The following is a 22,740-nucleotide window of genomic DNA, read 5'->3' as shown; positions in this document are numbered from 1 at the left end:
ATTGCGAGCCGTTTCTATTGGGAATCGTGTCCCTTATGTATGAATAAAAAAATCCCGGAGGTGGTTATATCTCCCCCGGAATTGACATGGCATTCTATGCGCTTGTGACCAGCCTGAACGTATGTGTGATGGGAGCTTCATTGGTTGTAGCGGATTGGGGCAGATCCACAAGAAGTCCGTCTTCTGTCTGCTGATACGAAAGTACGTCATTCGTGCCCACGAGTTCGATCCGCTCTACCTTTTCCAGATAAGGAATGATTAACTGTGGTTGTACGGTCTCATTCTCGTTTCGGTATAACCGGAAGGCATATACGGTGTTGATCTCTTCTTTCTGAGTGAAAGCCCAATCTTTCGTAAAATAAGGCCCGCAGATTCGGGTTCCATAGACGCCTTCTCCATGAGTACTCAGCCATTCACCGAGGCCCTTGATGCCTCGAATTGCCCCTTTTGGCAGACGCCCATCGGGTTGTGGACCTACATTCAGCGCCAGGTTACCGCCCTTGGACACAACTTCGAGTAGAATATGTGCCAGCTGTCTTCCTGTTTTATACTGATCATCGAATCCGAAAGCAAAGGAGTTCCCCACGGTAATACAGCTCTCCCACGGAATGTTCATCGGATGTTCCGGTATGGTCTGCTCGGGGGTAACGATATTCTCATACGGCCCACCCACGGTGCGATCTGCGGACAGGAGCCAAGGTTGTGTGGTCTTACGCGCCCGTTCCACGACTTCTCCAAGCCTGATATCCTGACCATGGCGACCTTCGCGCACCCATCCAGCATCCAGCCACAGACATTCGATTCGCCCGTAATTCGTCAGTAGCTCCATGATCTGCTCATGTGTGAACTCCACGAATTTCTCCCACAGCCACGGATACTTATGGGGATCATACGAGGGCCCGCGCCACATATGACGTCCACGCTCCATGCCCGGTGCCCAGTAATACGGGGTATGCCAGTCCGCTTTGGAGAAATACGCTGAGATGCCCAGTCCTTTGGCCCGAAATGCATCAAATAATGCTCGACAGATGTCCGCATACTTATGGGTATGAAAAGGCGTGTCCTTGCCCGTAATCCGGTAATCCGTCGTCTTGGTATCCCACATACAGAAACCGTCATGGTGCTTGGTGGTGAACAGGAAATATTTGAACCCGTTATCTGCCGCCATTTGTGCCCATTCCTCAGGCTGGAAGCGAATCGGATTGAAGGTTTTGTTCAGATCAAAATATTCCCGCTTGAAGTCTTCCATGTCATCCATCCAGTCGATGTCATCGCGCGACCAATCGCCGTCCTCATCGCTCAGCGCCCAGGATTCCACGAGGCCAAGCTGGGAATACGGCCCCCAGTGCATCATCAACCCCAGCTTCTGATCCTTGAACCACTCCAACCGCTCATTCAGTAGCGGGTCCTCCGGTTTGATCCACTCGTCCTCTTTGCTAAAATTGTGCACGCCGGCTTCGACAAACTGCTCTTCCTGCTCCAGTACGGTTTCTTTGGCTTCGCTCATCCTGTTTCATCTCCTTTGGATTAGATAAAAGATAAACCTTGCATGTTACGCCTGGTCACTCCGAGTGCAGTACCATCTTTCGATCGCTGTTATCCCCGGATTTCTTTGATTTCACTTTATAATTGTTGGAAATCCGGTGATAAAGGCGAACGCTTCGCTTCTGTAGATTGGTTCAGCCCTCTCCGTTTTGGCGTAAACGGTTCGTTTAACTGTTAAGGGGCGTAGTAACTTTGTATTTTGAGTGCGGTGCCATCTTCAATTAATATGAATCCCTTATTTCCCTCGTTTCTATAGGGAAATCCAAGGGCAGAGAGCGAGCGCTTCGTTGTTTTGGATTAGTTCTGCACTCACCATTTTGGTGTAAACGGTAAGTATTATAGGACGTCTCTTCAACTTCAGTTTAGGAAGATATACGATGATGCATGTCCGCGCGTTCATAACGTCTTGAATTCCAGACTGGCTGATCCTAGCGAATGGGTAGAGAATTTTCTAAGGAACACAGGGCATCTTATTTAGCCTTTTGGTCCTCTTTTTAAATTGTAAGGAACATGAGACACCTTATTTCCCAAAATTAGCTGATAAAAACGCTGTAAACTGCTGTTTATTCTCATATAACGTGTCTCAGGTTTCTTAGATTTCTACTGGTGCTTCAGATCCTTAAATAAGATGCCTCAGATTCGTTAGCACTCGCTCTCTACTCTGCTCCAACGGCGAGCGGAAAGGACGAATCCACGCCCGCCCGGAACGGAGCTTTTCATTGAAAGGGAACGAAGTACTCATAACTTTTAATGCCACGGGAGTAGTAAAGTATCTACGTAGCGTAACAACGCTATGCAATGCTCCTTTTACAGCGTGATTTCGCGGCCTTGACGGGCTGATTCGTAGATGGCACAGAGCATTTTCATCACTTCGACGCCGTCTTCAACGGGGCTAAGTGTTTCTTTGCGGCCCTGTGTGCTATCGATAAAATGGTTGATTTCATTGCGGAACGATCCCATAAAGTCGAATGATTTGAAATCCACCTGTGGAGTCATGTTCAAAATGGTGTTGAATTTCTCGCCTATGATCGAAATTTCTGGCTCCAGCTCGGCACCGCCTTTATCGCCATATAGCTTTACCGAAGTCTCATCCGCTTTAGCATGGAGCGTGAAGCTGACATCCACGAGTAGGCTCGCACCGTTCTCGAAACGAATCAGTGCATTCGCCATGTCCTCAACGGTGTTCTGCCCCGCGTCATAGTCCGCTGCCTTGTAGAACGACAGATTGTTAATATTCGAGCGGTTTCCCAATCGATTGGACACGTTGGCGGAGACGGATTTCACCTTTGGTCTGCCCATGAGATACCAGCAAATGTCGATTACATGCACCCCGATATCGATCAGCGGACCACCACCGGAACGGTTGATATCCGAGAACCAGCCACCCGGATTGCCCAGACGACGAAGACTGGAGGCTTTGGCATAATAGATCTCGCCCAGCTCACCCTCGTCGATAAACTTCTTCAGAATTTGTGCATTGTCGCTATATCGGCGAACAAAACCGACTTGCAGCAGCTTTCCACTGCGATGAACCGCCTTCTCTACTTCGAGGGCATCCTCCACCGTTTGGCAGAGTGGTTTTTCACATAACACATTTTTGCCTGCGTCCAGAGCAGCAATGCTAATCTCTGCATGGGAGCCGTTCCATGTACAGATGCTGACGGAATGGATCTCGGGCAGTGCGAGCAGTTCCTTATAATCGGTAAACACATGAGGAGCATCATATTGCTTCGCAACTTCTGCGGCACGTTCTGCATTCAGGTCACAGATAGCGTATATTTCAACGTCCGGGTTACTGGCGTAGGCTTGCAAATGGCAATCGGATATGGATCCGGCACCGATAACGGCGACTTTCAATTTGGACATAGTGCTGATTCCTCCATAAATAAAATAATTGACGTCCAGCGGGTAGACGTCCGGTTGCGAATCATTCTTCCGATCGCTCTTATCCCCAGATTTCTTTAATCCCCTTATTGCAAAGAGGAAATCCGGTGATAAAGGCAAGTTAATGCTTACGAAGTAGCTTTCTTACAGAAAGCTTTTAACTTCGTTTCTTCAGAATCGATCTCGCCCCCTCCACTACTTTTCCTGACTGAATTAACTTTCTGTTTGAGCCATACGTAACAAGCCATATTTCATTTAAAACAAGTACTCCGCCCTATGCCTCTTCCCATAGGCGGCGGACATTATCCATGGCAATGCGTGAGGCCGTTTTGCAATCTTCCATGCCTTCAAATTCAACCGAGATATATCCGTCATACCCTGATTTTTTCAATACACGGAATACCTCAGGCATGTCGATATCGCCATGGCCCACAATGGCACCGCGCAGGTAATTGCCATGCGAGGTTTGGAACCAGCCTTCACCGGGGTTCCGGTAGGAAGGTCTCCAGTAGAAGTCTTTGGCGTGCACGATCGACGCGTACGGAATGTTATTTTTCACGGCACTCACCGGGTCTTCGTCCACACAGAGGAAATTGCCGACATCCAGCGTGGTCTTAAAGTTACTCCGCGCCGTTTCGTGTAACAAACGCTGAATTCGCTCACTCGACTGCACATAGTACCCATGGTTCTCAACGCTTGTTGTGATTCCAAAATCCGCTGCATAATCGGCTATCCGCTGACAGGCTTTCACCAGTACCGTTAGGTCGATCTCGAACTGTGCTACGGTTCCCTCTGGTGCAGGGCGAAAAGCCACGTCATGACGCATCAGCTTTACTCCCAACGCAGCAGCCACATCCACATGTCGCATCACATTCTGGATCTCTTGCTCCAACGCTTCAGCGTCTTCCTGCAAAGCAAAGTCAGCGCCGATGGCATAATTGGAAATGTCGATGCCTACCTCTTTTGCCACAGCTTTAATCTCATCAATCAACTCCGGGTTATCGATCAGACTGAATCCCATCGGCACAATCTCCACATGTTCCCCGCCCTGATCGGCGATCCAACGAATGGCATCCGGTACGGTCAATTCTTTGCGATCTAATGCTTGTTGCAGACTGTAGGTGCTGAGTCCAACTTTCATTTTTCCTCATCCTCTCCTTTAGGACGTGTCTCAAAACTCACTGAAGTGCATCTTTTACCACCTTTTCGCCCCCTGCTGCGTCACTTTCCCTTGACGTGCCCCGGCACGCCTGCGGAAAATTTCCTTGCTTGGAACGAAAATTCGGCAAAATCTGCGTCCTTCGGAGTTTTCAGACACGCCCTAGTCAATGTCCATACCCAACGTATACCTTTTTCCGGCGGACACGACAATTCTCATTAATCGTTTGGCTCACCTATTTTCCTTTTTCTAGTCCAAATCCGGTGTATCTACAAACGTTACGGCCAGTTCAGACGTCTGATGAAGCTCGAATACGATGATTTCATTCTCACCTTCACGAAGGAGCGGGGCTGGTACATATAACGTTTTTTGCGGCCCTTTATTCCAGTAGCGCCCCAGATTGAATCCGTTTACAAATACAACCCCTTTGGTCCAGCTATCCAGTCGCAGAAAAGTATCTCTTACATCCGTGATATTAAACTCTCCTCGATAAAATGCTGGTCCCTGTACTTCATTAATTGTTTCGTTAATTGCTTCGCTAATCACATCACTAAATTGCAAACCCGACAGATCGGTTAATGGCAGACAATGAATCGTCCAATCATATAAAAATTGAAAGCCATGTCGCACCCCCTCCGTAATCCCCTTCGGATCTCTCAGGTAAGGCCCATAGTTGATTCTCCCCATATTTTCAACAAGGATCAATAGATCTACGCCCTCTGGCGGTACTGCAAAGGAAACCGATAATGCCGTATTCCCCCGTTCCAGCACGCCCTGAAATTGCCCATCAACAAACACAAGCGCACGGTCATGCACCTCCTGAACCACCAGTTCCTGTCGCTCCCTGGGCCCGGATATTCGGGTTTGATAACAAATAAAGCCATAATCCTGACCCAGCTTCTCCATCGGTTCTGGATTCGTGCGTTGTACCGGGACTGATATCCGGTCCATCTGCGCCAGTAATGACGCCTGTTGGGTCAACTCCACCCGCCCATAAGCGATGGTCCCCTTCGATTTTGGTAGCACAAGCTCACCCAGATCTTCGCCGCTATATTGAGCAATAAGGTCCCTCACCGCATGGAACTTTGCTGTCGGCTCCCCGGATTCACTGAGCAGTGAATCGTAGTCGTAACTTGTAATCGTCGGTTCGTATTGATCCTTCTGCTGACAGTTCGCCCCGTTGTAAAATGAAAAATTCGTTCCACCGTGGAACATATAAAAGTTGACTGAGGCTCCTGCTCGAAGCATCTCTTCAAACACACCAGCCACATCTGCGGCTTCCCGGGTATGATGCGACTCACCCCAGTGATCAAACCAGCCGTTCCAATACTCCATGCACATTAAAGGTTCGTCCGCCTGATATTCACGCAGCTTGGCGAACGCTCCCTCCGTACCTGATCCAAAATTGACCGTAGCCACATGCCCCGGCACTGATCCCGCTTGTAGCATGTGGTCTGTCGGGCCGTCCGAGGTAAGTAACAACACATCCATACCGCGTTCTACCATGCCATCACGTAAATATTGCAGGTAACCCGCGTCGTTCCCGAAGCTGCCGTACTCATTTTCAATTTGCATTGCAATGATCGGTCCGCCATGGGTGCTAAGAAGGGGTTTTAATTTGGGCAAAAGCACATCATAATAACGATCCACATTCGCCAGAAATTTTGCATCATTACACCGAAGACGGATATCATCATCAGCAAGCAGCCAGGCAGGTAATCCGCCAAACTCCCACTCGGCACATATATAAGGACTTGGGCGAACAATCACATGCAGACCCACATCTCCCGCAATGCGAATAAAACGTTCCAGATCAGCCATGCCTTCAAAACAATACTGCCCCGGCTGCGGCTCATGAATATTCCATGGCACATACGTCTCCACCGTATTGAAACCGCAGGCTTTCAGCTTGAGTAACCGATCCTCCCAATAGTCGGGGACCACTCTGAAATAATGGATGGCACCCGACAAAATCCGAATGGGCTCGCCATCATACATAAATTGTGAACCTTTATACGTCAGCACCGCCATTTTACAACCCTCCCCGCTCGCTCAGATATATGCCTAACCCGGACAACGTAGGATACCATCTGGATTCATGAATGCTTAAACGCATCTTTCTCGATGTGACCTGTGGGAAACAGCAAATTCGCTTATACCCCACCACCGTCCCCGTGTAGAACGTTTCCCAACCACCATCTGCCGTCTGTAACTCCAGTGTAAAACGCTCAATCCGTTGACCTGTCTGGATATGTTCCATCAGCACCACCCGGTCAAATGATCTTTCTTCCTGCAAATCCAGCTCAATCCAAGCCCGCTCTGTTCCTTCGTGAGGACACCAATACGTATCCCGGCGTTCCGTCAGCACTTCCGATACGGCATGTTGTTCATCCATCGTCTCCGATGCTTTTACCAGCGCCTGCAAGGCGAAATTTTCCTGAAAAATGGTACGCAGCGAATCTCCCAATTCCTGTAGTCGCTGCACATCCGTTTCGTGAATGAGACCACGCCTATCCGGTGGCAGATTCAGCAAAAAGGTGGCGTTACCCCCCACTGAACCGTAGTAGACGGCGAGCAGTTCTTCCAGTGTTTTGACCTGATCATCTTCACTGGCATGATAGAACCATCCTGGGCGAATCGAGGTATTCACCTCGGCAGGGTACCAAATCAGTTGCTCACCTTGGGAACGAATGACCTCTCGGCTTCCCAAATCACTGTCCTGCGTATTGATCCTTGTGGCAAACTCACCATCATCCACCTGTTGCGATTGCTCCTGAATCTTCTCATTATCCTGCATATGCGCTGGCACAACGCTCCATTCCGATTCCCGCGTATGCCCCGCTTCATTGCCGCACCAGCGAACATCCGGGCCACATACCGATATGACAGCCTCAGGCTGAAGTTCACGAATAAGCGCATAATAGGCGTCCCAGTCATAGACCTGCCTTTTGCCATTCGGACCCTCACCACATGCACCATCGAACCATACACAGAAGATGTCGCCATAATTCGTAAGCAGCTCGCGCAACTGTTGGAGGAAAAACTCGTTATACCTCTCGGAATCTCCATAAGTGGCTTCATGCCGATCCCAAGGAGACAGGTACACGCCAAACTTCAATCCACCCTCACGGCAGGCATCGGCGACTTCCCGAACCAAATCCCCCGTACCGTTCCTCCACGGACTAGCCGCGACCGTATGCGCTGTAAACTGACTGGGCCACAAACAAAATCCATCATGATGCTTACATGTCAGAATCAGCCCCTTCATCCCCGCAGCCTTGCACGCCTGCACCCATTGCGTTGCGTTCAGTTCAGAAGGATTGAAAATCGCCGGGTCTTCCTCCCCAGTGCCCCATTCCTGATCCGTAAATGTATTTACCGTAAAATGAATAAACGCGTAGAACTCCATCTCCTGCCACCTCAGCTGGCGTTCGGATGGGCTGACCTGTGCTGCGGACTTAATCCATTCGGCTGGTTGCAGTTCTTGATTCATGGCGTATCACTCCTTTTATTTCGTACATTCCTATGTCACTAGATCTCCATCGCTTGGATCGCTACTCAGTGCACTACTGTCCATGAAATGGCTGTGATGCAAGCAATAACTGCTGCTTGGCTTCTTCAACCAAATGTGGGTCCATGGGATAATTAAAGCTGCCTTCGTACCTCACGCCTGATCCCATATGGATTTCCGTGATACCCGTCTGACTCACTAGCGTTTGAATTCCCTCTATGGTGACCCCCGACCCTGCCATGACAGCGATGTTCAAGGTTTGCCCCAATTGCTGAAGTTGTTTCAGTTCCAGTATGGCTTCAGGCGCTGTCTGTTTCCCTCCCGATGTAAGAACACGCTCCACGTTGCCCAATGTGTTAATAGCCTTGAGCGCCTCAGTCAAGCTTGTGCTCACATCAATTGCACGATGAAACGTAACGCCCAAACCCTGAGCTTCGGCCATACATAATTGCATGGGTAAAAGGTCCACTTCACCATCTCCGGTGAGGGCACCGATTACGATGCCAGCGGCTCCAAGTTCCCTCGCCACGCGTACATCCCGGGTCATGGCGTGGATGTCATCTGCGCTATAGCGGAACGAGCGGCTATGGGGACGGATCATGACATACACCGGAATGGATACCTGGGATACCACATGCTCCATGACGCCATAACTGGGGGTAAGTCCTCCTTCAGACATCGCAGACACCAGCTCAATCCGATCAGCCCCTCCCTCCTCAGCTGCCTTGGCATCTTCCACATCCACAGCAATGACTTCCAATACAGGCTGTCTCTTCATAAGGTCGCTCCCTTCACTTCATCGTTGAATATTCTAACGTATTAAGGTGATCATCAGCAGGACATTATGTCGAAGTAGCTACTGCCGAGATTGTAATGCCGTGTTCTCACCCGACTCTCGACCGTTAACCCCTATCGATACACATCTCTCGAACTGCACACGGCCTAATCCATGACATAAAGGACCGACTGAACGCTTCATCAGCGCTCCTGCGGTCCTTCTTCATCATTATTTGACGACGGTCAGCTTCCAGATTGCAATCTGCAAAGGCTGGCCGTCCTGAACGATATATGGTTTGTCGGCAATGATCTTCATGATTGGATTCTCCTTTGGGGACCGGAATGGGCTAGCAAATAGAGAGTGCAATGGACATCATATACTTTGTTTAATGATTTTGTTATTTTTGTTATTTATAATGTTATCATTTATTAGCAATAGTCTAAAACGTTAGGATCAGAACGTCAATACAAAAAAAGACACCCGGAGGGTGTCTTCATGTCTTGGATAACCTTCTGGTTATCCGATCTTTTTCTATTTTCTACGCCGAGCCTTCGTCATTCGATTAAACATAATCAGTGCAGCAATAATCATGGCTATCATGGCAATATTACTCGCCACTTCTTGTGATAATCCGAAAAGAATTCCCAGGTTAGTCACCAGGCCTCTTACAATCAGCGCCACCACAACCAGCAGGATTGGACTTAAAAAATTATAATTTCTCATTCTTCGCAACACCCCTGACCCCATTGTTCAGAACTACGAATCTCATAACACTATCATAACAGTAGCTATTCTGTGTTACAACAAAGGACACCCGCGTACAGTGTCCTTTGTCATATACCAACGTATTCTGTTTTGGATGACAGAACAACCTTTCGATTGCTCTTATCACCTGATATTTCCGATTATCTTCTACACCTGTTTGAATTCGATCCAGTCAATCTGGAGACCTGGTTTGGTGAAGTCCAGTTTCAATTCATACAGTCCTGCTTCAAGATCTACTTTGACAAGTTTCTGTCTGATCCATTTGCCTTCCGTACCATTTGTTTGAATGGTGGTTACCAACTGGTCATTCAGGAGCAGGTTACATGCACTTTGAGCAAGTTCCGGCTCAGGGGACATGATCTGTACGATAATCCGATAATGGCCTGCCTCATCCACTTTCATGTAGACAGGTTCAGCTACCGCAGGTTTCACCTGTGCGTTTTCAACCAGCGCCTGAGCTTTTGCAGCAGATAGGGATGCATTCGCTTGGAACGAAGCAACGTTCTCCACGATCTCATGTTTTCTACCGGACACCGGTGCATTCATGATGAACTTGCAGATGTTAATCGCGGAACGTTGCAGCTCTCCGAGAGTCAATGTTCCATTTTCCAAGGATTCAATTGTATTATCGTCCCAGCCATTAATCTCTGCGCCGTAGTTCGGTACAACCATGTAGAGATCATTCTGCGCACGAATCATCCAGTTGGTGTATTTGCGATCAGCTTCTCCACCTTCGGTCACATCGTTCATAATCGCCCACCAGTCGGTCATTACGATTCCCTCGAAATTCCATTCGCCACGCAAAATCGTGGTGTTCAGGTCGTAGTTGGATGCCGCCCAGTGTCCGTTAACCGGGTTGTAAGAAGTCATGATGGAGTTGGCTCCGCCTTCTTTTACAGCGATTTCGAACCCTTTCAGGTAAATTTCACGCAGTGCACGCTCAGAGACAACAGCATCTACTTTACTGCGGTGTTTCTCCTGGTTGTTGCAGGCAAAGTGTTTCAGTGTGGCATTGGAACCACCCTTCATGATACCTTTTGTACATGCTGCGGCAAATACACCCGAGATCAGTGGATCTTCGGAGAAGTACTCAAAGTTCCGGCCATTGAGCGGGCTCCGGCGGATATTGAGTCCAGGTCCGAGCAGGGTATCCACCTGATTTCTCAGCAATTCCTGTCCTTCCATCACATACAACTCTTCAACAAGATCCTTGTTCCATGTGGCCGCAAGCAACGTACCAATGGATACCTGTGTTGCCTTCTCGCCACTATCCATACGAATACCGGACGGGCCATCTGCCGTACATGCTACCGGAATACCGTAGTTAAACAGGCTGTCGCTGACACCACCAAATGCAGATGCCGTCCCCGAAGTAACGAGTGGACTGCTCATGCCTTCACCACGGACAATCGCCGCCAGATCCTGATCACTCAGTTGAGCGATGAAGGTTTCCAGACTCACTTTGCCAGCCTTAACGTCACTCAGCTTGTGGCCCTGGTTACCTGTCTGCTCCAGCGTTTGCGGGAGATTCTGCTCAATCCGGTTTGCCATGGATATCTTACGTTTCGGTACTTCTGCATAAGTCAGTTCATAAGATCCATCTTCCTTGCGTGAACCTGGTTTCATCCGTGTAAAATCTTCAGTTGGGGCCATCGCTTCTTGCAGTTGCTCCACCAATTGAAGAGATTCAATACTATAGCCATCCTGGCCATCAATGCTGATATGCTGCACTTGTTTCACACTGGTTCCTACATGCAGTCGGTATGTGCCTTCTTCCAATACGTACGCGGAAGCAAGACCTGTAACGCCTGCATCATCGTAAGATGCCATGGCATGGATCGGGAAGCTGATCGTCAGAAGTTCTGACTCGCCCGGCTGCAACAATCCTGTTTTGCCAAAAGCCACCAAAGCCTTCACCGGTTGTCCCAGTTTGCCTTGTGGTGCTTCATAGTAGACCTGCACAACCTCTTTGCCCGCATATGTTGTGCCTGAGTTGGTCACATTTACACGAACTTCAATGTAGGTTTTACCGTCTTTGGACACTGATTTCGCTTCTTCGTGCTGGGCCAAAAACGTCGTATAAGACAGGCCGTAACCGAATTCAAACTGAACGCGCTCAGGTCGAAACGTTTCGAAATAACGATAACCTACATAGATATCTTCCTGATACAGGTTCTTGAACTCATTGCCGTAATTGCTTGTCGAAGGGTAATCTTCAATGGAATAAGCAATCGTATCTGTCAGTTTACCGCTTGGTGTAACGTCCCCCGCCAGCACATCGGCAATCGCATTACCACCCTCCATACCGCCATGCCAGGAGTAAATTACGCCTTGGATCGGATGTAGATACGTTTCGTTTAACCAGCTCATGTCGATGATATTTGAGACATTCAACACAACGATTGTGTGTTCAAATTGCGAAGTAACTTGCTTTAACATCGCTTTCTCATCTTCTGTCAGTTGGTAACTTCCTGGCGCATCCGCATTATCCTGGTCTTCTCCTGCTGTACGTCCAATCACAATAATGGCTTTGCTGGATTTGCTTCTAGCCTGTGCAACCAGTTCATCCGTCAAAGGCATTTCTTTCTGATTCCATGGCTCGGCCGCCCATACTTTTCCGCCATCATCAAATGGATTTTCCTCAATCCACTTCTCATAGACAGCTGCTAGCTCTTCATTGACCGTTATATTCTTCTTGCTGCGCAGACCATCCAATAGATTCGTTGTGTAGGCCACATGAACACTACCGCCTGAACCCGTGCCGCTCCGATAATAATTGACTTGAATCCGTCCAAAAACTGAAACGTTTTCGTTTTCACGAAGTGGAAGCACTTGGCCTTCATTTCTGAGTAAAACGGCTCCTTCAGCGGCAACCGTACGACTAAACTCTGCAAACCCTTCCAATGGAACTCCGATTTGATGTGTGCTCAATGATTTCCCTCCTGATTGTCATCCCCATATCTACGAATCGCTATATACAAAATGAACTAACAAAACGTGCGCTCATTTGATATAAAAGATATTCTATGATCTGGTAGATTCACTTGTTCATAGTCTCATATTAACAGATTCTATAGAAGAAATTAAATTAGATTTGTGCTTTATTTATATTATTAAAAAATGTCCAGAATTAGCGGCATAATAAAAAGCCACGGACACCTATTGTCCGTGACTTTTCTTCATTTTATTTTACTTATATCAAGTCGTAAGTTTCGCATAAACCAGGAAGAATAACATGTCTTCGCCCATGATCACATAAGCAGGAACCCGGTAGACCAGATCAACAAGGACAAATGCCACCAGTAAGCCCACCATGACTGCCAGATGACGTGGCCGGAGTCGTAGATGTGCGTGTCTGTAACGGTGGAACACAAGTGATGTCGACAAGAAATACAGTAACGTTGATCCAAACACAAACCCTAGCATGAACACATAGTTTAACTGATTCTGATATAACAGCTGAATTGAAGCAGCGATCATGCTCATGGAGATGTAGATGAACAGATGGCCGTATATGATCGCTTGCCCGGCAGTCTGAATCTCTTTGCTGACCTTTTTCTCCACGTTGTCGAAGTATTGCCACCATATCGCAATGACAAAGATGGACGTAAAGGCGGCAAACAAGATGGATTTCATATCCCAATGATCGGCTTGCAGCACCGCGATAATGCTTACCACCGATTCACCCAGCAGGATAAGTGTAAAGAGCGCGAAACGTTCCAACAAGTGATGGGTCTGAACCGGTACCTTTACCAGATTTTTGCGTCCGATCAACGGAAGTATGATGTCCACAGCAATCCCCGCATACAAAATCACGTAGCGTAACCAGGAATCGAAGAACAATGAACCTGATGAGATCAATATGCCAATAAGGAAACAGATACCCAGGTAACGAGCCGCTTGCTGCTGATGCTCGCCTTTTGACTTGTGAGCCGTCAGATACTGAATCGCCGTAAATGCCCGTGAGCCGATATATCCAATGAAGAAGGACAGATAGTATTGGTCAAAATGGGTAGAGAGGCTCGCCGTCATGACCATAACGGACAGAAGCTGAAGGATGAGGAATATTCGATGGATCAGGATGTCTTGACCATAACGGTTAATAAACAAGGTCTGACCGACCCATGCCCACCAAACAGGGATAAAAATAAGCACAAACTTCATTAAATATTCAAACGTAATTACTCCATGTTCGGCATGTAACAAGACATGACCCGCTTTGGCGACCGCTGCTACAAATAGCAGATCGTAAAACAGCTCCAGCCAGGTAACCTTTTTCTCCATCATCCTTCGTTGCTCCTTTAGGTTTTTCTCATAATACAACGCCTGTTGCTAACTCAGTTACCTTCCCGCTGACCTGGTGACGCGCCCAGAGGAAAAACTCTGAGCGCCATCTACCTTACTTCATTGTACTGTAGCAGGTACGAGCGTTCTTACCACAATCGGTTGCAGATTGTCCTCAATTTGAGGGCGGTATTTCTCAAACCATTCAGGCAGCATCAATTTTTGTCCAAGCGAATCAGCAGGTTCATCTTTGGCAAAACCCGGAGGATCTGTAGCAATTTCAAACAGAATGCCGCCAGCTTCTCTGAAGTAGATTGCGTTAAAGTACTGACGATCCCGCACTGGAGTCGGTTGATACCCGTAATCACGTACAGCTTCGCTCCACTGTGCATGCTCCTCATCGTCTTTGGCGCGCCATGCAATATGGTGCACGGTTCCTGCGCCACCCTTACCCAGAGCCATACGGGTCACTGGAACATCTACGACATTACCGATATCCCCGCTGGACCGGAAACGAGCATACTCTTCATTTTCACTCACTCTGACAAATCCCAAAATTTTCTCAAGAGCATCCATCGTTCTTTGCGGGTTAACACTGAACAGGACAGCACCGCCGAAGCCTTTGATTGCTTTATCTGTTGGAATTCCTTCGTGCGCCCAAGTGCTGGTTGCTCCCTCTTCCCGTTCAACAAGCTCAAGCCGCAGGCCTTCGCCATCTTCGAATTGAAGCAGGTCTTCATTGAAGCGACTTGTTTTGGTTACCTCAATGTTATACTGTTCCAGCCGATTCTGCCAGAAGCCAATCGACCCAGGAGGAATGACATAGGAAGTGATGCCGACCTGACCTCCACCAATTTTCCCCCGTGGTGATCCAGCCGATGGGAAGAAAGTAATGATGGTACCTGGGCTTCCGTGCTCATCGCCAAAATACAGATGATATACATCAGGTGCATCGAAGTTGATTGTTTTTTTCACCAGACGAAGTCCCAGAACTCCGGCATAAAAATCTACGTTAGCCTGTGGATCTCCTGCGAAAGCTGTAATATGGTGAATACCTGCTGTTTGAATAGTCATGATTAATTCCTCCTTGGTTTAGTAAGTGATTTATAGTAAGTTTGTATTATCTTTAAATTAAGATATATGATCTAGCGAATTGTATTCTAGTTGTTATTTTGATTGGCCTGTTCTTGTTTCAATTTATCAGGAGTCACGTCATCGCCGTTTGGATCATAGATGGTTGCATTCAGCAGAATGTCGTTGACCGAACCGCGAAAAGTTTGCAGATATTCCTGGCGAAGACGAACCTGTTCCTCTTTCTCCATCTCCGTCAATCCGCCCTCTTTGGCTTTTCTTGAAAGTTCATTTATTCTGGTCAATGTTGGGATAATCATCTTGATCTCTCCTTGTGTAATGGATTTAAGATATTTGTTTGGGTTGTTATTTATATTTAAATTAAATATCTTAAGTTAAAGATAAATGATTTGTGATCGGTTGTCAACTCTTTTATAAAAATTAAAATACTGCACCCGTTCCTCTGCTCTACGCCATGTTGCTTTAAGTATGAATCCAAACAAAAAAGGGCTAGCTCCGCAGTAATTTCACTTACTACGAACCTAGTCCTACATGTATTTATTTGATTAGCCCAGCTTTTGACCACAATTCGGACAGAAGTTGGCTCCATCATTTTTGGCTCCACAGTTCGGGCAGAAGTTTGGCTTCTTGTTGCCTTCTGTAGATGAAGAGTTACCTGAATCACCGTTGTTATTTCCCGCTGGTTTCTGGTCGTTATTTTGATTCTGAGACGAGTTGGCATTGTTGTTCTGATTCTGGCCTTGGTTCTGGTTCATGTTTTTCATCATTTCATTGGCCATGTTCATACCCATCATCATGCCCGCCATATCCGAAGCTGCGCCGCCGCCCTGTACTTTACCGGATGAGATGCCGTCTGTCATACTCACCTGTTGATACTTTTGCAGATTACCAATCATCTCATGCGAAGCGGTCTTTGTAATCATATCCTGAATCTCTTTTGGATAGTTGAAGCTCATCACCTGGAAACCGGTAATCCCAATTCCGATGTCCATCATCTGCATATCCAGATCTTCCTGAATCCCTTTGGCAATATCCGATGCGTTGGCCTGCAGGTTGAACATATCCTTCCCTTCGCGGCTAATCCACTTCATTAGAAGCTGATCCAGCACAGAAGTGATTCGGATTTTGACATCCTCGACCAGATAACTCTGCTTAATGCCTGCAATCTTATCAATCAGGGTGACATAGTCACTTACTTTGAAATTAAATGTTCCGTTGGCCCGAATTGGCATACCGCCCGGGAGTTGTGGTGTTGGAATCAACACCGGACTTTGTGTGCCCCACCGCACGGTGAACTCTTTTGTATTTACAAACAAGACTTCGACCCGCATGCCGCTGTTAAATCCGAATTTGAACCCTTTTAATGTAGAAAGGAATGGAATGATCTCGGAATCGATATTAAATGATCCTTCGTCCTCGAAAATGCCTTCCACCTTACCGTTATTCAGGAAAATGGCGTCCTGACCGGAACGGATGATCAGTTTACTCCCCTTCTTGATCTCTCGGTTGCTCCACTTCCAAAATATCATGTCATCTCTGAACTCTTCCCATTCCACCACATTCGAAAATTGATTTCTGAAAAATCCCATACTAATTCCCATCCCTTCTATTTAACGTAATCCGATTACTCAGTTACTAAAACGAACCTCTACTTCCACTGTGTGAATGACCGCCTCGGGAGGTACCCCCGCCTCCTCCTCCGCCACCGTTGTTGTTGTTCTTCTCGATTTTGCGCTTGGTTACGGTTGTACGGATATAACGATCCTGACGATCAATTACACTGGAATTGCTTGAATCCTCATAAGTCGCACGATTGACCGTGACACGTCCCCCGGATCGATAGGTCATAATACCAACAACAATACCGCCAAGAACTACAGATACTCCCAACTGAAACCAACCGTTGAACAAAATATTGTTTGGATTCACACCAGGTTCATACCCCATATATTTGTAAGAGAGCTCAATATATTTCTCAAATGCGAGTTTATAATCCCCACTGGACAATTCAGAGGTAATTCGGGTACGGATAGCATCAAGCCGCTGATCGCTCAGATATTCTTTTGCCTTATAAAATCCAGCCAGATACACTTCACGATTATTCATATCCATCGTCAATATGACAGCATTACCATGTTCTTTATCGTATCCTAGCCTCTGCTCATCATAAAAATCTTCAGTTAAGAGTATAACATCCTGATTCTCAACATTATTTGTTGTCAAAATAACAAAGTCTGTCTGCCGTTCCGCGCCATACTGATTCGCAAGTAGATTCAGTTCACTTATCTCCTGCTCACTCAGCAGGTCGGCCTCGTCGTAGATGAGATTTTTGCTCTCCGCTGCGGATGCCGATGACATGGGAATCAACGGAGCGACAAGGGTTATCATAAGTAAAATGAGCGTAGCCATCACGGCCAGAGGGGTTCTTTTTCTCATAAGAATCCACCTCCCATCATCCAGGAAACCAGCTTCAGTGACAACAACGAGACCGCAGATACCCCTGCGAACCATCCAGCCACTTTGGCTTTGCTGATCGGTGGTTTGCCGACCACTTTCCCTGTCTGACCATTCATGGCAAAGGTATACTGTGCCCGATTGTAGTCATAGTTGACCATCCACACTGGGAGCAGCACATAGTCCGCATTTTTGAGCGTAGTATCAATCTGTTTGTCCGTGTAGCTCACGCTGGTATATCCGGATACAGTTGAGGCAATATAAGAATCAATGTACGATCTCGTTTTATCCTTGGCCCGTGGGAAAAGTTCCTCGTCCGTATAACTGTATTTTTCCGCAATGTACCCCGCCAGATACGGGGTCTTGAACAATTTCAGCTGATTATATGGAAAAGGCTCAAGCTTATCCATCAGTTCATCTTTCATTTTCTCCGATGCATCGATGGGCAGATTCACGTAATTCAGCCGAATCCGGCGGTATATATCAAAATGCTGTGTTTCCGTGTAATGGTAGTCGCCCTGGGTGTAGGATCTGACCTTGGTGCCACGACCATGCACTTCGATTTTGTTATGTAACTCGTACAACCAGAACGGCACGTACATGCCAGTAATACTCTGAATCCGATCGGCGGACATGAAGCCACTTGGCGTTAAAAGGCCGTTTTTGCACCACTTTTTGAAAGCCTGCTTGGCTTGATCCTTGTTGATCGAAAAGGGAATCACCATCGCAGGGGCCAGATTGCCCGTCAGCCGATCACTGAGTACAACCGCTGCACCGCAGAAACTACATGTCGTCGCACTGGTCTCCGGTTCTGTCACAATGTCAGCTCCGCAGCTGTTACAGTGGTATTCCTTGACCTCGTTTTCGGTGAATACTTGTCTTTTCAAAGGATCGGGGATCTGCTCTATGTTGTCCTGGCGGCCGCAGCTGGGACAGGATAATGCACCTGACACACTGTCAAAGATCATGCCACTGCCGCAGTTTGGACATTTATATTCAATAACCGGCATCTGCTCACCTCAATGTTAACGAAATGGTGTAACGTATTACTTATTATTCAGCTTTTCCTGAATCGCTGCGAGTTCTTCCTCCGTACTTGGCGACGCATTCTCATTATTACCCGCATCTGCGTTCATGTCCCTCTCCAACTGGGCAATTAATTCGTCCAAATCATCTTCCTGTGCCCCAGCACGAAGTTCTGCCAAAGCCTCTGCTTCGTTCAGCGCCTGGTTCGCCTTGTCTTCCATGGCCTTCAATGTAGCATCAGCTCTGCCCGCAGATGCATTCCGTTCGTTGACCTGTTGCTGCGCCTTTGCATCTGCCATGCGACCTTTCAGTTCTGCATGCCGCGCCTCCAATTTCCCCAGATCTGCAACGAGTTTATCATTCATATGTTTCATCATCTTGGCTTTGGCTGAAGCACGTTCATAGGCAGCCTGTAATTCGTTCAATTTGTCAGCCAACTTCACTTTCTTCTCCAGAAAACCACGTGCCTTGTCTTCGTCTCCCGACTCCGCCGATTTTTCCGCATACCGCTGTAACTTGTTGACCTCGGCGCTGCACTCATCCAATGCTCGCTTCGCCCGGCTCTCATCTGACAGCACCGCTGCCGTCTCCGCTTTTACCTGACCCAGATCACTGCTCAGGCTTCGCATATATTCATTCACACTTTTCTCCGGGTCTTCCGCCCGAGACAACATGTGGTTCACATTGGCCTTCATCACGTCTCTAAACCTCGATAAGATTCCCATTACTTGTTCCTCCTCCGAAAAGTTCATATGTATACTATAATACATGAATACGCCCACATACGTTTCACATTTCACGATGGCAAATGGAGTCTCTCCTTTCCAAAGTCGGGTAATGATGGAGTAATAAAAGAAAAGACGAACACCTATAGTGTCGCCTTATGACCTTGTATAAACACACAATAACTCAATTACTAATCCTTTCTCGCAATCCACAAATCCCTACCTAACTAGGGCTCAACCGGAAGACTCTCCACCGCTGTGAAAAACACATCCAATAATTCAACGTTATACGTTTTATGGACGTATTCGGTTATTAACGCCACATCCTCTTCCCTCTGATACTCTAGACATGGGCGGCCTTCACTCCACAGCACCCTGCACGGGAACTTCCCAACAACATCCTTAATGATGTGATCCGGCTCAGCTACTTTATGAATGTCTCCCATGTGAAATCTCCTCATTTCTCTATACTTATCGTGTGCAATTATGCATTAATTTTGAAATACATAACGTTTCGATTCAGTGTACTTCATCACATTCCACTCGGAGAGTTATGAAGGCATATCACACAGGCATATTTCAGATGTGACAGTGTTGGTTCCCCCATAGGTGCCATTCCTTCGCAAGTTGGCTATAATAAGGGGATCAAAGTTTTCTATAAAGGCAGGAAAATTATGCGTACACGAGTTCACTTTATTGCTCCCTACGAATCGATGATTCCTATTATACAAGAGTGCATTCCTCGTTTTCCCCAGTTAACCATTCAGACGGACGTGGGCGACTTGGCAAACGGTGTGGAATTAGCAACTCAAGCTGAGAAAAATGGTGCAGAGATTATCATCAGCCGCGGCGGAACCGCCCAACTCATTAAAAAAGCAGTGACCATTCCCGTCATTGATGTGCAGTTATCGGGCTATGATATGATTCGTTCACTTACATTGGCAAGCCAGTTTAACGGCCAAACAGCCATTGTTGGCTTCTCCAACATCACCTCTGGTGCACAATCGATTATTGATCTGATGGATCTGCCCCTCAAGGTCTATACCATACATAGCTCGGAAGATGTCGCCCGATTACTCTTGGAGTTGAAAGCTTCCGGGTACCGACAGATTGTCGGAGATGTGATCACCGTCAACACCGCGAAGACCTACGGTCTGGAGGGATTGTTAATCCAATCTGGCCAGGAATCCATCCTTAGAGCGATGGAGGATGCACAGCTGGTCTACCGTTATTTGAGCAAAAATCATGCGATATCGATCATACTGAATGACCTGGTTACACGGGAACATCCGAATTTGCTTATTTTAAATGAACGGAATGAAGTTGTATTCGAGAACCTGACCGATTTTGGGAAAAATCCGCTGACCGATAATCACATATATCTGACCAATACCAGTCTGGAATTCCATCAATCCCAGATCCAAAATGTGTTCATGGTGGACGATTACCAGCTCACGGTTAACGCCTATGAAACGACCCTGGACAACAAGAGCTACAAGGTATATATGCTGGAAAAAGGACAACCCTATGCCTTTGCACAATTCGGCATAACAACGTTTACGGACGCATCGATGGAGCCTATCGTTGCCGAATCCCCTGCCATGCAGGCGGTATTACAGAACATTCGGGCACTCTACGAGAATCATGAACCGATCTATCTGCGGGGTGAAGTAGATTCCGGTAAATCTTTTCTGGTCAAACATATTCATCAGATGTACTCAGTTGGCGGACTCTTATTACAGATGGATCTCTCGCAAGTTCCGCCCGGTCATTTGCACAAGATACCACTCGCCAAGGTTAGAAATGTAGAGATTAACCACATGGAAACACGTATGGAAGATCCGGAGTTGCTCGCCTTTATCCAGAGCTGCCTTCAAAATCAGATTGGGGTGTTTATACTCGGGGAACAGATAATGAACCCGCAGTGGTCACTTGATCTGGAGCTTAATACAATCATGATGCCAAATCTTGCGGATAGACCAGAGGATCTGGCTCCACTGATGCAACATTTCCTAACGGATTACTACCACAAATACGGAACTACTGCGGTGAGAATCAAAGAAGATGCTCTACAGCTGATCCAAGATCAGATCACACATATGAATGTCAACCAGCTGAAACATCTGATCAAGCAGGCTGCACTCAACGAACAAGATTATGTAATCACCACGGCTACCTTGTCCCGCTTGCTGGATCAGCAACCTTCTTCAAGCCCAATGAAGTTGAACGGTACGCTGAAGGAGATTGAGAAAGAAGTTATTCAGTTCGTGCTTCAGGAGGAAAATAACAATCAATCAAAGGCCGCAGAGCGTCTGGGGATTAACCGGGCCACATTATGGCGTAAACTTAAAGATTAACTTTAAGTTTGCGTCTTTTTTATCGCTTCTATGTGTTGCATTTTTAAACAGTTAACTGCGTATTTAAAATTTACAATAATTTATTGTTGCTATATTAAACGATATGGGATAATATAATCCCTGCAAGCGCTTCATAAAAACGATTACTTCATAAGGAGCTACTACTATGAACATTAAAGCAACTTTAGATCGCATCCCTGGCGGTATGATGGTCGTTCCCCTGTTACTTGGTGCAACCATTAATACATTCTTCCCGAATGCCCTGCGCATTGGCGGATTCACGGAAGCACTTTTTGTTAACAGTGCCAGTACGTTGATTGCCCTGTTCCTGTTCATTGCGGGTACACAGATTACGTTTAAAACAGCAGGTTCCTCTGTCGGCAAAGGTTTGACCTTGCTTACGTTCAAATGGGTGATTGGTGCAGCCCTTGGTTTTATCGCTATTTTGTTCGCGGATTCAAACGGGTTATTTCTCGGTCTGGCCCCGCTTGCCATTATTGCTGCGATGACTAACTCTAATGGCGGTTTGTACATTGCTCTCGCCGGCCAATACGGGAAAGAAGATGACAAAGCAGCCTACCCTTTCCTCGCTCTCAGTGATGGTCCTTTCCTGACCATGGTAGCGCTCTCCATCTTTGGTGCGATGGGTTTTGCAAACGGTATGTTTTCCCCTATGGCCTTTGTCGCAGTATTGCTTCCACTCATCGTTGGTGTCATTATTGGTAATCTGGACCGCAATCTGGGGGAATGGCTGCATAAAGGCAGTGACAAACTTGTTCCGTTCTTTGCATTTGCTCTGGGTATGAACATTAGCTTCTCCTCCATCATTCAAGGTGGTCTTAGCGGAATTTTACTGGGTGTGTTAACCGTGTTATTAACGGGCGGAATCGGTTTCCTGCTCTTTAAAGCCATCGGCTGGAACCCCATCGTGGGTGCTTCCGAAGGTTCAACAGCCGGGAATGCCGTAGGTACACCTGCTGCCATCGTGGCTGCTAATGCTTCATTTGGCCCAATTGCCGAGATTGCTACGGTGCAAATTGCAGCGAGCGTTGTAACAACAGCCATCCTGTTGCCGATCTTCATCGGGTTCCTCTCCAAACGATTAGAGAAATCAGGTGGAATCGAGAAATACAATCAACGACCAACCACATAAATGGGTA

At 47.1% G+C, this 22,740-nt stretch carries 18 protein-coding genes; 2 read left to right on the top strand and 16 right to left on the bottom strand.

The annotated features are described in order from the left end of the window. Positions 1-94: 94 nt before the first annotated feature. The 16 genes from MHH92_RS01155 to MHH92_RS01080 all read right to left on the bottom strand — a co-directional run bounded on the left by MHH92_RS01155 (position 95) and on the right by MHH92_RS01080 (position 19,669). Complete coding sequence (locus MHH92_RS01155; RefSeq protein WP_340901614.1) at positions 95-1,507, bottom strand: alpha-L-fucosidase; 1,413 nt, start codon at positions 1,505-1,507, stop codon at positions 95-97. Positions 1,508-2,352: 845 nt separating this feature from the next. Next, on the bottom strand, positions 2,353-3,411 hold the full coding sequence (locus tag MHH92_RS01150) for a Gfo/Idh/MocA family protein (protein ID WP_340901613.1): 1,059 nt from the start codon (positions 3,409-3,411) through the stop codon (positions 2,353-2,355). A gap of 292 nt (positions 3,412-3,703) precedes the next feature. Next, positions 3,704-4,570, bottom strand: a complete 867-nt coding sequence (locus tag MHH92_RS01145; RefSeq protein WP_340901612.1) for a sugar phosphate isomerase/epimerase family protein — start codon at positions 4,568-4,570, stop codon at positions 3,704-3,706. 267 nt (positions 4,571-4,837) lie between these two features. Continuing rightward, entirely contained in the window at positions 4,838-6,619 is a 1,782-nt protein-coding gene (locus MHH92_RS01140) for a glycoside hydrolase family 35 protein (protein ID WP_340901611.1), read from the bottom strand. Between the two features lies 1 nt (position 6,620). Further along, the gene (locus MHH92_RS01135; RefSeq protein WP_340901610.1) at positions 6,621-8,081 is read right to left on the bottom strand and encodes an alpha-L-fucosidase; all 1,461 of its coding nucleotides are present in this window, start codon (positions 8,079-8,081) and stop codon (positions 6,621-6,623) included. A gap of 73 nt (positions 8,082-8,154) precedes the next feature. After that, the gene (locus MHH92_RS01130) at positions 8,155-8,877 is read right to left on the bottom strand and encodes a copper homeostasis protein CutC (RefSeq protein WP_340901609.1); all 723 of its coding nucleotides are present in this window, start codon (positions 8,875-8,877) and stop codon (positions 8,155-8,157) included. A gap of 531 nt (positions 8,878-9,408) precedes the next feature. Further along, positions 9,409-9,600, bottom strand: coding sequence for a hypothetical protein (locus tag MHH92_RS01125; protein WP_340388359.1), 192 nt, complete (start codon positions 9,598-9,600; stop codon positions 9,409-9,411). 189 nt (positions 9,601-9,789) lie between these two features. Further along, entirely contained in the window at positions 9,790-12,573 is a 2,784-nt protein-coding gene (locus MHH92_RS01120) for a glycoside hydrolase family 3 C-terminal domain-containing protein (RefSeq protein ID WP_340901608.1), read from the bottom strand. A 267-nt stretch (positions 12,574-12,840) separates the two neighbouring features. Next, the gene (locus MHH92_RS01115; protein ID WP_340901607.1) at positions 12,841-13,929 is read right to left on the bottom strand and encodes a low temperature requirement protein A; all 1,089 of its coding nucleotides are present in this window, start codon (positions 13,927-13,929) and stop codon (positions 12,841-12,843) included. 117 nt (positions 13,930-14,046) lie between these two features. Next, a complete protein-coding gene (locus MHH92_RS01110) occupies positions 14,047-15,000 on the bottom strand; it encodes a ring-cleaving dioxygenase (RefSeq protein ID WP_340901606.1) in 954 nt (317 codons plus the stop codon). A gap of 86 nt (positions 15,001-15,086) precedes the next feature. Beyond that, a complete protein-coding gene (locus MHH92_RS01105) occupies positions 15,087-15,317 on the bottom strand; it encodes a DUF896 domain-containing protein (RefSeq protein ID WP_164783174.1) in 231 nt (76 codons plus the stop codon). A gap of 246 nt (positions 15,318-15,563) precedes the next feature. Further along, entirely contained in the window at positions 15,564-16,607 is a 1,044-nt protein-coding gene (locus MHH92_RS01100) for an SPFH domain-containing protein (protein WP_340027901.1), read from the bottom strand. A gap of 46 nt (positions 16,608-16,653) precedes the next feature. After that, complete coding sequence (locus MHH92_RS01095; RefSeq protein WP_340901605.1) at positions 16,654-17,454, bottom strand: TPM domain-containing protein; 801 nt, start codon at positions 17,452-17,454, stop codon at positions 16,654-16,656. Continuing rightward, positions 17,451-18,482: a hypothetical protein gene (locus MHH92_RS01090; RefSeq protein WP_036616300.1), complete on the bottom strand. Its 1,032-nt coding sequence runs from the start codon at positions 18,480-18,482 to the stop codon at positions 17,451-17,453. The genes MHH92_RS01095 and MHH92_RS01090 overlap by 4 nt, the downstream gene beginning before the upstream one ends. Before the next feature lie 36 nt (positions 18,483-18,518). Beyond that, the gene (locus MHH92_RS01085) at positions 18,519-19,223 is read right to left on the bottom strand and encodes a PspA/IM30 family protein (RefSeq protein ID WP_340901604.1); all 705 of its coding nucleotides are present in this window, start codon (positions 19,221-19,223) and stop codon (positions 18,519-18,521) included. A 227-nt stretch (positions 19,224-19,450) separates the two neighbouring features. Next, entirely contained in the window at positions 19,451-19,669 is a 219-nt protein-coding gene (locus MHH92_RS01080; protein ID WP_076329625.1) for a hypothetical protein, read from the bottom strand. Between the two features lie 228 nt (positions 19,670-19,897). On the opposite strand from MHH92_RS01080, the gene MHH92_RS01075 reads away from it, so the two are divergent. Continuing rightward, on the top strand, positions 19,898-21,580 hold the full coding sequence (locus tag MHH92_RS01075; RefSeq protein WP_340901602.1) for a PrpR N-terminal domain-containing protein: 1,683 nt from the start codon (positions 19,898-19,900) through the stop codon (positions 21,578-21,580). Between the two features lie 166 nt (positions 21,581-21,746). Further along, the gene (locus tag MHH92_RS01070) at positions 21,747-22,733 is read left to right on the top strand and encodes a 2-keto-3-deoxygluconate permease (RefSeq protein ID WP_340901601.1); all 987 of its coding nucleotides are present in this window, start codon (positions 21,747-21,749) and stop codon (positions 22,731-22,733) included. The last annotated feature ends 7 nt before the right edge of the window (positions 22,734-22,740 follow it).

Source organism: Paenibacillus sp. FSL M7-1414 (assembly GCF_038003195.1).
GTDB lineage: Bacteria > Bacillota > Bacilli > Paenibacillales > Paenibacillaceae > Paenibacillus > Paenibacillus amylolyticus.
The sequence above is the reverse complement of the archived record's forward strand: the minus strand, read 5'-3'. Positions and strand labels throughout refer to the sequence as shown.